This window comes from Ruegeria sp. HKCCD6647-2 (assembly GCF_057221075.1).
In genome coordinates this window covers 419,387-432,060 of record NZ_JBWVBD010000003.1, presented here as the reverse complement: position 1 = coordinate 432,060, position 12,674 = coordinate 419,387, and the positions used below count along the sequence as shown (strand labels likewise).

14 protein-coding genes are annotated in these 12,674 nt (G+C 55.3%); 6 read left to right on the top strand and 8 right to left on the bottom strand.

All coding sequences use genetic code 11. The features are described 5' to 3' along the window. Positions 1-18: 18 nt before the first annotated feature. The 7 genes from AC2TDJ_RS11075 to AC2TDJ_RS11045 are packed head-to-tail and all read right to left on the bottom strand — an operon-like array spanning position 19 to position 6,895. Positions 19-798 (bottom strand): coniferyl-alcohol dehydrogenase, encoded by a 780-nt coding sequence (locus AC2TDJ_RS11075; RefSeq protein ID WP_480842124.1) that lies wholly within the window; start codon positions 796-798, stop codon positions 19-21. 14 nt (positions 799-812) lie between these two features. Beyond that, positions 813-1,808: a branched-chain amino acid ABC transporter permease gene (locus tag AC2TDJ_RS11070; protein ID WP_480842122.1), complete on the bottom strand. Its 996-nt coding sequence runs from the start codon at positions 1,806-1,808 to the stop codon at positions 813-815. Further along, positions 1,805-2,704, bottom strand: coding sequence for a branched-chain amino acid ABC transporter permease (locus tag AC2TDJ_RS11065; RefSeq protein WP_480842120.1), 900 nt, complete (start codon positions 2,702-2,704; stop codon positions 1,805-1,807). Before AC2TDJ_RS11065 ends, AC2TDJ_RS11070 begins: the two co-directional genes overlap by 4 nt. Then, positions 2,701-3,417, bottom strand: coding sequence for an ABC transporter ATP-binding protein (locus tag AC2TDJ_RS11060; RefSeq protein WP_480842118.1), 717 nt, complete (start codon positions 3,415-3,417; stop codon positions 2,701-2,703). The genes AC2TDJ_RS11065 and AC2TDJ_RS11060 overlap by 4 nt, the downstream gene beginning before the upstream one ends. Further along, positions 3,414-4,145 (bottom strand): ABC transporter ATP-binding protein, encoded by a 732-nt coding sequence (locus AC2TDJ_RS11055; RefSeq protein ID WP_480842116.1) that lies wholly within the window; start codon positions 4,143-4,145, stop codon positions 3,414-3,416. Before AC2TDJ_RS11055 ends, AC2TDJ_RS11060 begins: the two co-directional genes overlap by 4 nt. An 8-nt stretch (positions 4,146-4,153) precedes the next feature. After that, positions 4,154-5,440 (bottom strand): ABC transporter substrate-binding protein, encoded by a 1,287-nt coding sequence (locus AC2TDJ_RS11050; RefSeq protein ID WP_480842114.1) that lies wholly within the window; start codon positions 5,438-5,440, stop codon positions 4,154-4,156. Positions 5,441-5,473: 33 nt separating this feature from the next. After that, positions 5,474-6,895, bottom strand: a complete 1,422-nt coding sequence (locus AC2TDJ_RS11045) for an aldehyde dehydrogenase family protein (protein WP_480842113.1) — start codon at positions 6,893-6,895, stop codon at positions 5,474-5,476. Positions 6,896-7,007: 112 nt separating this feature from the next. Here AC2TDJ_RS11045 and AC2TDJ_RS11040 point away from each other — a divergent pair, with 112 nt between their 5' ends. Continuing rightward, a complete protein-coding gene (locus AC2TDJ_RS11040) occupies positions 7,008-7,871 on the top strand; it encodes an AraC family transcriptional regulator (RefSeq protein ID WP_480842111.1) in 864 nt (287 codons plus the stop codon). A 15-nt stretch (positions 7,872-7,886) separates the two neighbouring features. Here AC2TDJ_RS11040 and pcaQ read toward each other — a convergent pair whose 3' ends face one another. Further along, positions 7,887-8,807, bottom strand: coding sequence for a pca operon transcription factor PcaQ (gene pcaQ / locus AC2TDJ_RS11035; protein ID WP_480842109.1), 921 nt, complete (start codon positions 8,805-8,807; stop codon positions 7,887-7,889). A 98-nt stretch (positions 8,808-8,905) separates the two neighbouring features. Here pcaQ and pobA point away from each other — a divergent pair, with 98 nt between their 5' ends. Genes pobA through pcaG form a run of 5 tightly spaced genes read left to right on the top strand, consistent with a single transcriptional unit; the run spans position 8,906 to position 12,633 of the window. Beyond that, positions 8,906-10,075 carry a 4-hydroxybenzoate 3-monooxygenase gene (gene pobA / locus AC2TDJ_RS11030; RefSeq protein ID WP_480842107.1) on the top strand — a complete coding sequence of 390 codons (1,170 nt, stop codon included), beginning with the start codon at positions 8,906-8,908 and terminating at the stop codon, positions 10,073-10,075. After that, positions 10,075-10,863 carry a 3-oxoadipate enol-lactonase gene (pcaD, locus tag AC2TDJ_RS11025; protein WP_480842105.1) on the top strand — a complete coding sequence of 263 codons (789 nt, stop codon included), beginning with the start codon at positions 10,075-10,077 and terminating at the stop codon, positions 10,861-10,863. The genes pobA and pcaD overlap by 1 nt, the downstream gene beginning before the upstream one ends. Beyond that, positions 10,856-11,233, top strand: coding sequence for a 4-carboxymuconolactone decarboxylase (gene pcaC, locus AC2TDJ_RS11020; RefSeq protein WP_480842103.1), 378 nt, complete (start codon positions 10,856-10,858; stop codon positions 11,231-11,233). The genes pcaD and pcaC overlap by 8 nt, the downstream gene beginning before the upstream one ends. Positions 11,234-11,280: 47 nt before the next feature. Then, entirely contained in the window at positions 11,281-12,009 is a 729-nt protein-coding gene (pcaH, locus tag AC2TDJ_RS11015) for a protocatechuate 3,4-dioxygenase subunit beta (protein WP_480842101.1), read from the top strand. Between the two features lie 3 nt (positions 12,010-12,012). Then, positions 12,013-12,633: a protocatechuate 3,4-dioxygenase subunit alpha gene (pcaG, locus tag AC2TDJ_RS11010; RefSeq protein ID WP_480842099.1), complete on the top strand. Its 621-nt coding sequence runs from the start codon at positions 12,013-12,015 to the stop codon at positions 12,631-12,633. Positions 12,634-12,674 lie beyond the last annotated feature (41 nt).

The window sequence follows — 12,674 nt, the reverse complement described above, 5'->3', positions numbered from 1 at the left end:
TTGAATACTCCTGAAGTCTTACGAAATTCCGTTTGATGTCGCGTCGATATGGGCTCGCATGCCACCGTCAGATGCAATATCGATACCCCGCAGCCACACCGATCCGTCAGACAGCAAGAATGCGACGACGGGAGCGATGTCCTGAGGTGTCCCCGGGCGATCCATGATCTTCATATCTTCCTCGGCCCGTTCACCCAGAGTTTCGAGAAAGTCGCCAAGAATTGGAGTCTCGACAGGCCCTGGGCTGACCGAGTTCATGCGGATACCACGGTCACGCCACGTCCAACGATTTTCATGTGTCCAGGCCACCAGAGCCTGTTTGCTGAAAAAATAGCTATTCTCGGCAGTGATGCCATTGTTAGCGCAGAAATCGGCAACGCCTGCATGATCCAGATTGGCCACCGCCTGAATTTTTGCGATCTCGCCTTCCCAGCCAATTCCCGCCAGCGAGGCAAGATTCACGATCGAGGCGTTGTCAGCAAGGCTGTCAACCAGACCAAGCGTCAACCGTTTCAGAGCCACCAGATTGACGGCAATCACCACCTCAACCGGCGCAGTCGGTGGAACACCTGCAATGTTTGCCAACCCGTCCGCCTTCACACCCTTCAGCTCTTCGATCAGTGCATCGAGTGCTGCCTCATCAGTTAAATCTACCTGTTGAAACGCGTCCACCTCAACACGTGGAGTGTTGCGGTCTACACCGATGACCATTGCCCCCTGGGCTTTTAGAACGCGGGCGGTTTCTTCACCAATGCCGGACGATACGCCTGTTACGATGATCTTTTTTCCTGCCAACATCAGGGTTTCTCCCGTTAGAATTTGCGATTGACAATATAGCCGGTGGGGATGGCCTCCCCCGGCAGACGAGGGCCAATCCAGCCCCAAAGTCCTTTGGGCAAGAATAGAGCGAACAACACCGCAATGGCACCCAATCCGACAAGGTACCAGGCACCATAGGCTCCGAACCAAGTCTCGATCACGAAGAACAACACCGCGCCAATAAGGGCGCCTTCGATCCGACCCAGACCACCGACGAGCACCATGAAGAGCATGTAAGCAGTCCAGTGCACGCCAAAGAACGCGCGCGGTTGAAAATTTGAGGCAGATGCCAGCCACAGCGCCCCAGCTGCTGCCGTGCCAGTGGCTGCCAGAACAAACACGATCCTTTTGGTGCGCATCACGTTCACGCCAATGGAACGTGCGCCAAGCTCGTCATCCCGAATGGCGGTGATTGCAGCCCCCATGCGTGATCTCAGCAGCACTATCAGCGCGACAAATATGGCAATCGTCACGGCCAACGCCAGCCATAGCGTGATCGCTGATCGGGTCTGGATATCATAGACATTCATCTGGATCAGTGAGATCCCGGTTTCGCCCTGAATAAGCGGATCGAGGTTCACGCAAAGATGCGCCAGCGATGATAGAACCCACATACCGATTGCGAACTCGCCATCTTTTAGAGTGAGCATGAACAGCGATGTTACCCAGCCCAACCCAGCGCCAATCGCAATTGATGCCAGAATCGCCAGATACGGGTCCAAGCCTGCGTCCGACAGGCGAATGGTCGTATAAGCGGCAAGGCCAAAAAACAAGGTCTGCCCGATAGACACCAACCCGGCAAAACCAGCGAGCGCATTCCACATGACAGCAAGTAGAATGTAGACCAAAAGTGCCACGGCACGACCTGCGCCTCCGACGCCTAGTACGAAGGGGACGACAGCTATCACAATTGCCACGATAACGAGCAGTGCCATAGTCATGCGCGCCGTTGGGCCGCCGCGCGAAACAGTCAGACGCGCAGAAGTCATACCATTGCTCCTTTTCGGTTCAGGCCCAACAGGGTTTTGAGGTTGAATGATCCTCCACGAAGTCGGATAAACACGGCCGCAAGAAACGCGAGGTGTCCGCCGATCAGGAAACCCTGCGGGTGGATCATGGCCGCCAGAGATTGCGCAAAGGCCAGTATCATGGCACCCGCCATGACGCGCCACAGCGACCCCAGGCCACCGATTACAACGGCTTCAAAGGCAAACAGCAATTGAGCTGACCCTCCATAGGGGCCCCAGGCACTGCGCAATCCCATTGCGGCGGCAGCTATCACACCTGTGGCGAGAGCGATGCCAGTCGCGATGGCAGCAGTTCGAGAAGTATCGATGCCCAGCAAGGATGCGGTCGCCCGATCCTGACTGACGGCCTGTATGCGATGGCCAAGCGTGGTGTGGCGCAGCATCCATTCCAGCCCGGCAACGACCACAAAGGCAGTAATCAGGATGTAGACGCTGAGTTTGCCGATGAAGATAGAACCGGGAAGTTCAAAAGACGCCCAGCTCAGGTCTCCGACCAGCGGTGCCAGCGAAAGGCTGTCTGCACCGAACGTCTGAAACATCAGGTTTTCGAGAATGATAGACAATCCAAACGTTGCGAGGATCGGTAGAAGTTCGCCACCTCCCGAAGCGCGCGACAGCACACCACGGTGCATGATGATTCCGACACCGAACATGACTGCCGCCATGACGACGATTCCGACAGGCAACGGCAGCCCAAAGCTATCGCCAAGAAGCCATAAACCGTAAGCCGCGAGTACGATCAGCGCGCCATGGGCAAGGTTGATTATATTCATAACCGAGTACATAAAGGCCAACCCGGTGGCCAGAACGGCATAGTAACCACCCAGCAGGATGGCCGTGATCAATTGCGAAGTCATTGGCGCTCACCTTCTTCATGGCCAAAGCTGGCAGACGCGAGCTGTTCCAGATTGGTGTCCTTGGGTTTTGTTTTTAGGGTGACATGGCCTTCGCACACCACGACCAGTTCGTCGGCCAAAGACAGTGCCCTGTTCAGGTCCTGCTCGACAATCAGCAGGGCCAGCCCCATCTCGCGCAGCCTCAGCAATGTTTCATAGGCGAATTCAACGGCTGCTGGCGAAAGGCCCAACGACACTTCGTCCAGCATGATTGCAACCGGGTCTCCCAAGAGGGCGCGCCCTATGGCCACCGCTTGTTGCTCACCACCCGACAGTTTACCGGCCGGGGATCGGTCGAGCTTGGCAAGGTTGGGGAACGCTTCGTATATCGCCTCGATATTCCACGGCCCTTCCCGCGATGTGGAGGTTCCCAGCATCAGGTTTTCACGGACACTCATTTTCGGGAACAGTCTACGTCCCTCGGGCACTAGCGAAAGGCCCGAACGGGCGCGATGATGGGCGGACAGATTCGACACATCCACTCCGGACAGAACCACACGGCCCGACGTTGCCTTGTGATCACCCGCGACCGAACGCAGAAACGTGGTCTTTCCAGCGCCATTGGCGCCAAGCAGGAACATCATTTCGCTGGGGCGCACTGAAAGCGACACGCCATGCACCGCTTTCAACTGTCCATGATGTGCGTGAATATCTTGTATTTCAAGGGTACTCATGCAGCGGCTCCGAAATAAGCAATCTGAACTTCCGGTGCGTTGACCACATCCTGCGGATTGCCGTCGGCCAGCACCCGGCCTTCGGCCATGCAGACCAGCCGCGTGCAGGTTTCCAGAAGGAGACGCATGATGTGTTCGATCCACACGATGGTAACGCCGCGCGCATGAATGGATTTGACCAAAGCGACCAATGCGTCTCCTTCAGTGTCGGTCAAACCCCCACCGATCTCATCCAGCAACAACACTTTGGGATCCGTCGCCAGAGCTCGGCTCAGCTCCAACCTTTTGCGATCCAGTAAACCAAGCGTTTCAGCGGGCCGATTGGCGACGTGAGCCAGCCCAGTTTCCTCAAGAACAGCCCAGGCTTCGTCAATCGGATCTTCGGCATGGGTTGTGCGGCCGTGGTTCACTGCCACCAGCACGTTTTCAAACACCGTCATATGACTGAAGGGCTTTGGAACCTGATGGGTTCGCGCCAGTCCGCGACGACAGCGTTCGGCGGTGTCAAGTTGGGTGACGTCCTCTCCCATCAAGTGCACACAACCACCCGTCGGCAGTAGAGCGCCCGTGAGCAGGTTCATGTACGTTGTCTTGCCCGCACCGTTCGGACCGAGAATTCCAACGATTTCACCTCCCGCCAGATCGAGTGAAATGTCCTGGAGCACTTTGTATTCGCCAAAGGACATAGCGATGCCCTCCGAGCGCAGTATCGAGGAAGAGGACGTCATACTGGGCCTCATGCGTTATAGGGACGCAGTTCGCCCGTTACCGGAACATTGGTGTCGGTGGCATTTTCGGTGATCACATAGTCAAAGCTGTGCTTCCCAATGTCAGAGGCCTGCCATTGTGTTCCGATGATCGGACCATTGGCGACGTTCTTCACCGGGCCAGAGTTGAAATCGACCACGCCACCAATGCTGTCGGCTTTGAGTGTCGGCAGCGCTTCTGCGACCGCCTCTTTGTCTTTAGGATTACCTGCGGCTGTCAGGGCTGCCATAGCCACGTCGATTGCCGACAGCGAGGCACCCAGTTGCTGGGTCCATTGCTTTCCAGTGGCAGCTTCATAGCCATCGCACAAATCCGCACCAGTCAGGCCAGTCGTCGGCGAGGTGTAGGGGAAATCTCGGTGCCAGTAACACGCCGAAGACATGTTGTTGCCCAATCCGCCAAGTGCTTCGATGTCCGAGGGAAACAGACCCGTCTTGGCGAGTTGCACAATCTTGACCTGACGGTGAAGGCCCTGCTGGGCAGCCTGCCTCCAGAATGCGGCAAAGTCCGGTGGGATCGGGAAGGTGTTAAAGATTTCTACGCCTTCTTCACGGAACAAACGGATTTGCTGCGAATAGTCCGTTGTACCCGTTTCATATGCACCCGGATCAATGATGGTGTAGCCCGCTTCGGCCAGTTTCGGGGCTAGAACCGCGCGAATGGCGTTACCGTCGGCATCGTTGGGATACATCACACCGACTTTTTTATTAGTTTCCACCAGATCCCATTGGGAAATATAGGCCTGATAAAACTCATCCACGCCGAAGCCGAAATGGTAGGAATACTTGAATGGCGAAGGCTCTCCCGGCTTCGCGCCGCGACCAAAATACCAGGCCTCCCAGGGCATCACGGTCGAGATGCAAGGCACGCCGGCTGCTTCGCAGGCATCAGAGACAGGGTTGATTGTCTCTGGTGTCGACACGGCGATCATGATGTCGACGCCATCGTTATTGATCAGGTCACGCGCCAGCTGACCGGCGCGGGCAGGGTCTGACTGAGTGTCGCGATCGAGGATTTCGACAGCGTAGCCTTGACCATTGATCGTTACGCCGCTGGTCAGAGCCTCGCGCGCCTGTTGCAAAACGTATCCGTCGGTCTGGCCAAAGCCTGCAAGAGGTCCGGAAATCGGGCTGATAAAGCCGACCTTCAGAGGTGTCGATGATTGGGCCAGTGCCTGGCCCCTGCCCAATGCAAAACTGCCCAAGGCGGCTCCTGCTCCCATAAACAGGTTGCGACGTGATAGGTCAAAGGTCATTGTGTTATCTCCCGTTTCCATAGAGATTTTGTTTCAAGGTGAACTCTTACTCGTGATCCAGCGGAGTTCGGTGAATTCATCCAGCGCCCAGCGACCACCAAAGCGGCCATAGCCGCTGGACTTTACGCCACCGAATGGAGCGTGGGGGTTGTCATCGATCGTGGGGCTGTTGATGTGGCAAATACCAGTATGAAGACGCCTGGCGATGCTTTCCGCACGTTTGATATCGCGACCAAATACTGCGGAAGACAGGCCATATTCACTGTCATTGGCGACGGTAACCGCCTCCAGATCGTTACGGACGCGGGTTACCGAAAGGATCGGGCCGAAAACCTCCTCCTGATAAAGCCGCATCTCAGGTTCGACACAATCTATAAGCGCAGGCTCAAAGAAGGCGCCTCGTGCTTGCCCGCCGCCGATCAATGTCGCGCCTTTTCCGATTGCGTCGCCAATCAGCCCCGAATGCCGCTCGGCCGCTGCAGTGCTGATCACAGGACCAACCTGAGTGGTCTCATCTATCGGATTTCCCAGTTTGAGCGCCCGGCGCCCCTGCTCAATTTTTTGAACCAACTCGTCCGCCACAGTCTCGTTGACGACTAGGCGTTCAGTGGACATGCAGACCTGCCCCTGATTGACATATGCGCCCCATAGCGCTGCATCTGCCGCAGCATCCAGATCGGCATCGTCTAAAACGATCATCACCGCCTGTCCCCCCAGTTCGAGAAGGGAGCGCTTGAGATGTGTTGCGCAAAGCTCGGCAACCCGCCGTCCAACCCGTGTTGAACCTGTGAAGTTCACACGCCGGACAACTGGTGAAGCAATCAGTGCCTCAACAATCTCCTCGCTGTCTTCAGGGCGTGTCAGCAGCACGCGTGCAACCTCCTCCTGAATACCCCCTTCCTGCAACGTGTCACCGAGCAGTCGAAACGTTCTTGGTGCAAACTCGCTGCCTTTCAGCAGAACTGTGTTTCCGCACAGCAAAGGTGCCGCGATGGCTCTGACACCAAGGATCAAGGGTGCATTCCATGGCGCGATCCCCAGGCAAACGCCGCAGGGCACTCTTTCCGCGCGGCTGGAATAACCCCTGTGATCAGGAATGGGTTCATGCTGGTTGAACCTATCTTGATACGATGCAACTTCGCGCAAGATTTCAGCGGCAAAAACCACGTTATGGCGAGCCCATTCCGCCGGCATTCCCAACTCCTCAGCCATCGCGATACGAAAGAGTTCAGCCTTTTCTTCGATTGCGCCAGCAACAGCTTTCAGAAACTGCGCGCGCGCCTGGATTGGCTGTGCCGACCACGCCGGAAAGGCGGAAGCAGCCTGCCCAGCAAATCTGCGGCAATCGTTTGCGGTGACGGCCTGCTCCGCGCTCAACTTCTGCCCGGTTGCCGGATTGATGTGCTCAATTACCGGCCCGTCTTCGAGGTTGGTTATTGTCGATACTGAGGTCATTTAAGTGTTACCGGGTCTATCCCGGTCTCCCTTGCCAATCATTATGCGCGAAGTATAATCTCATTAAATGTAAATTTCTGGGCATTTATTGTGACTATCTGGCGCAAAACTGATGAATGAACGATACGCTTCCGTACAGGAAGAGCCTGAAGCCCTTCATGACCGCACGATTCGCCACCGATTCCCGGATAGCTTTAGTGCCTTGTTGTTTCTCGAGCGCGGACAGCTGAAATTTGATGAAACTGGCACTGAGCTCTCAGCACCTGCTCTTTGTTTCTGGCCGCAAAACTATCATACGACGATCAATCTTGGCGCCGGTTCTCAGGCGTGGATGTTTGGGCTTAGTGACACCATCGTTCTGGATGCAATCGGGGCAAGGTCAGAATCTGTTCACCTCCGGATGCTGATTGAAAAACCATTCCAGGCGCAACTGTCCGATACGCGGATATTGGGACAGATTGTGGCGCTTTGCGATTGGTTGGTGAGCGAAATCAACAACACCAATAATCAGTCCCCGATGTCCATGGCCGCTTTTCTGAGGTTGATGCTCATCGGAGCATTAAGGGTCCACAGCCCAAAGTCACAGACCAACAAGGCTGAGCAAACCGATCTCTTGCGTCGATTTCGACACCTAGTCGAACTGCACTATCGCGACCATTGGCAGGTCGCGACTTATGCCGATGATCTCGGCATCGCATACGATCGGTTGCACCGTATTTGTAAACGCGAGACGGGCCGCAGCCCGGCGGAACTGGTGCATGAACGCCTGACCGCCGAAGCAAAAGCCCGGCTGGAAAACTCTGGTTTTCCTTTAAAAAAAATCGCAGAGGATCTGGGCTTCCCGGATGCCAGTCGCTTTAGCCACTTTTTCAAGCGGCGCACGGACATGTCCCCTGGCGCCTACCGCGCAATCGTTTCTCGCCCTGATGGGGAAGATCTAGGCGAGCTACGCCGAGGCTTTGCGGACTGGCCCTGAAAGCCCCTCATAGGTTCAACACTCCAGCCCCATTTTGTCCAGGGCGTTATTGACCGCGATACTAAAAACCTGTGCCTGAGGCGAAAGCAACTCGTCAGGCCGGTGCATTAAACCCACCGGACCACGGGTGATGGACGTGTTAAAGGGCAATGCTACAAGTTTGCCATCGGCGATTTCATTGGCAACAACCCCAGCCGATATGATCCAGATAGCGTCAGAGCGACGGGTATAAACCCGGCCAAAAGCGCCCGACACCGTTTCGATGCGATTGTCGATTTTTCCAACACCGTGCGCGATCAGATACCTCTCTACTAAAGGTCGAATGGCCGATCCTTCAGAGGGGAAAATCACCTGCCATTCGCCAATTCGTTTTATGTCCGGAACGTCAAGCAGGGGATGTCCCGCGCGCACTACAAATTGCACGCGTTCTTCATAGAGTTGTGTAAACGATATGCCTTGCATTGTTTCCGGACGCCCCAATCGCCCAATCACCAAATCCAAGTCTCCAATACGAAGACGCTCCATCAAATACCCGTGCGGGCCATCCATAATACGCAGGGTCGTATTGGACGCCAACTCCGCGAAATCGGCGGCCACTACCGGCATCAGACGAGCGGCGACGGAGGGTAAGGCACCCACCGAAAGCCGGGTCTTGCCCTGCACTCCTACCTGCTCAACTCCGGTCAAACCCTGTTGTAGCGCCGCAAGCGACATTTCTGCAAAATGCAGAAACACCTCACCCTGACGCGTCAGTCCGACGCCTGCACGATTACGCGTTAACAGAGTCGTTCCCATGATGTCTTCAAGCTCCTTTAACGTCTTGGATATGGCTGGTTGAGTCAGAAATAGCTTCTCAGCCGCAATCTTGAAGCTTCTCTCCCGGCAGATTTCGATGAAACACTGAATGTGACGGAACTTGATACGGCGGTCGATCATTTACTTTCCTTTTTTGGTAATTAAATTCGATTTTTCTTCATTTTACTTTGCAAATTCAAGCATTCAATATGTTGCTAAGGAATTTCTCGGAGGAAACAATGCGTACTCAGGTCGCCATTATCGGCGGTGGCCCGTCCGGGCTTCTTCTTAGTCAGCTGCTACATCGCAAGGGTATCGATACGGTCGTATTGGAGCGAAAAACCAAGGACTACGTTCTGGGTCGTATCCGTGCCGGTATTTTGGAAGTCGGCTTTGTTGATTTGATGCGCGAGGCCGGTGTGGCGGAGCGTATGGACAAAGAGTGCTTTGTTCACGACGGCACTGTTATTTCTTATGGCGAGTCTCAGTTCAGCATTAACTTCAAGGAATTGACCGGCAGCCATGTCGTTGTTTACGGCCAAACCGAAGTCACGCGTGATCTGTACGAAGCGCGAGAGGCGATGGATGGAAAGATTGTTTTCGACACTGAGGACGTCCAGATTCACCAAGCCGACAGTGATGCACCCTATGTAACCTATGTGGTGGACGGAACCGAACACCGCGTCGACTGTGACTTTGTTGCCGGGTGCGACGGCTTCCACGGTGTGAGCCGTCAAGCCATTCCTCTGACCGTCCGAAAGGAGTACGAAAAACTCTACCCGTTCGGCTGGCTGGGCGTTCTGTCGGAAACACCTCCGGTTAATCATGAACTGATTTATGCCGGTTCGAACCGTGGCTTCGCACTGTGCTCAATGCGCAACGACAACCTCAGCAGGTATTACATCCAGTGCTCGCTGTCCGATGCGCCCGAGGATTGGACCGACGCCGCCTTTTGGGAGGAGCTCAAACGGCGAATACCAAATGAGTATGCGGAACAGCTCGTTACAGGTCCGTCGATCGAAAAATCCATCGCGCCACTGCGCTCATTCGTGACCGAGCCGATGCGGTGGGGACGCCTGTTCCTTTGTGGCGACGCTGCCCATATCGTTCCGCCGACCGGGGCCAAAGGGTTGAATACCGCGGCAAGTGACATCCATTATCTATACAATGGGCTTCTTCAGCATTACGAGGAAGGCGACAGCGAAGGCATTAATCGCTACTCGGAAAAGGCATTGGCGCGCATCTGGAAAGCCGAGCGTTTCAGTTGGTCGACCACCAACCTGCTGCACCGCTTCCCGAAGCAGAACGATTTTGACCTAAAAATGCAACAGGCTGACATCGACTTCCTGCGAGAAAACCGCGAGGCCCAATCGGTATTTGCCCAGAACTATGTCGGGCTGCCCTACTGATGCAGGTTGCGACGCTGGAAAAGGTGCGTCTGCACTGGCGTGAAGATGGTGATCCAGACGGATTTCCTGTCGTGTTCGCCAACTCGCTCGGCACGGATCTTCGCCTTTGGGACAAAGTGATCCCGATGTTGCCTGCTGGTCATCGGCTCATAAGGTTTGACAAGCGCGGACACGGGCTCTCGTCATGTCCGCAAGCCCCTTATGCGATAGACAACCTGACCCAGGATCTAGAAGAACTGCTGGACAGCCTTGGCATCACATCCTGCATCTTTGTCGGTGTTTCTATCGGTGGCATGATTGGGCAATCTCTTGCCGCACGTCGACCCGACCTTGTCCGCGCAATGGTTCTGTCAAACACAGCGGTCCGGATGGGTGAGGCTGAGGTGTGGAAGGACCGAATTGCGGCTGTAATATCTGGTGGAGTCGCGTCGACGGCCGAATCCATCTTGGAACGCTGGTTTAGTGGAGCGTTCCGGGAAACTGAGGAGTTAGAGGCCTGGCGGAACATGCTGATCCGAACTCCTCTTGAGGGCTATGTCGGATGTTGCTCGGCGATTGCGGGCACCGACCTGAGCAAAACATCGGCTGTTCTTTCGATGCCAGTTTTAGTGATTGGCGGTTCAGAGGATCTTGCCAGCCCCCCCGCTCTTGTCAGTGAGACTGCCTCGCTCATCCCAGGAGCACGATACGAAGAGATTGTCGGCGCGGGACACCTGCCTTGCGTCGAGGCGCCGGTACAATTCGCCGCTCTGATCGGCAAGTTCATTGAGGAGATACTGAATGGTTGATCGCTTTCAACAAGGAATGAAAGTGCGGCGGTCGGTTCTGGGGGACGCTCATGTGGACCAGACCGAAACTGCCAAGACCGCATTTGATGAACCCTTTCAAACGCTGATCACTGAAAGCGCTTGGGGAACTGTGTGGGCCTCGGATGGTCTAACAGATCGAGAACGTTCCATGCTGACGCTGGCCTTGCTGGCGGCTTTGGGAAACTTCGAGGAAATCCCCATGCACATCCGAGCCACGGCAAACACCGGTGCAAGCAAACAGGACGTTCTGGAAGCCTTTCAGCATGTGGCCATCTACGCGGGCGTTCCACGCGCCAACCAAGCGCTGAAACTGGCCAAGAAAACTTACGATGAAATGGAACATGATTAACGAGGAAGCGCGCAGCATCCCAACGATTTAAAAGGAGTGATCCGACTATGTTGAACCCTGGTGAATTCTACCAACGCGACCGCGAGTGGCAGCCGCCCGCTCTGACGCCAGATTACAAAACTTCCGTTGCGCGTTCGCCGCAATATTCGTTGATCAGCCTGCAGAATTCAGCAAGCGAGATTACCGGCCCGGTGTTTGGCCACAATGATGTCGATCCGATCGACAATGATCTTATCCTGAATTACGCCAAGCCCGGTGAAAGCCCAATCGGCGAGCGGATCATCGTGCATGGCCGTGTGCTTGATGAGAACGGCCGCCCCGTCCCGAACACGCTCGTCGAGGCATGGCAAGCAAATGCCGGCGGGAGGTATCGTCACAAGAAAGATACCTACCTTGCTCCGATAGACCCGAATTTCGGGGGCTGCGGACGAACCCTGACTGACGAAGACGGGTACTACTTTTTCAGAACAGTCAAACCCGGAGCCTATCCGTGGCGCAATTGGGTCAACAACTGGCGGCCCGCACATATCCACATGTCCATCTTCGGCACCGGATTTGCACAGCGACTGATTACACAATGTTATTTTGAAGGCGATCCGCTGATCGATAAATGCCCAATCGTCAAGGTCATTCCGGACCATGCGGCTCGGAACCAGTTGATCGCTGCCCTGGATCTGAACGCGACCATTCCGCTAGACACGATCGCCTACAAGTTCGACATTGTCTTGCGAGGACGCCGCTCAACACTTTTTGAAAACCGTCTAGAGGGGAACTGATCGATGGTACAGAAACTCGATTATCTGAAAGAAACTCCATCGCAGACAGCAGGTCCCTATGTGCATATCGGCCTCGCCCCTGGTGCTGCCGGATTTAGTATATACGGCCAGGAACTCGGCTGGGATATCGCCGGGCCCAACGCCAAAGGCGAACGCATCCGCGTCGAAGGCGTCGTGATCGACGGCACAGGCTCGCCGATCAAAGACGTTCTGATCGAAGCGTGGCAAGCCAATAGTGAAGGCGTATATGCCCACCCCGAGCATTTGGGCGAAGTGGAGGAAGGATTTCGTGGTTGGGGGCGTATCATTACCGATTTCGAAACCGGTGAATGGGGTTTCGATACGGTCAAGCCCGGTTCGGTTCCCGGCCGTTCGGGCACAGCCATGGCTCCGCATATCAATTTGTGGATCGTGGCACGCGGCATCAATATCGGCCTCAATACACGCCTCTATTTCAGTGATGAAGAAGATGCGAACGCCAAAGATCCAGTCATCAACCTGATCGAATGGGAGAATCGCCGACAAACCCTTGTTGCTCAGCGTCGCGAAAAGGACGGTCATGTCGTCTATCGTTTTGATATTCGCCTGCAGGGTGAAAATGAGACGGTCTTTTTTGACATCTAAGCACCCGGCCTGCCCCACCCTTCTCCTCCCGGGGCAGGCCG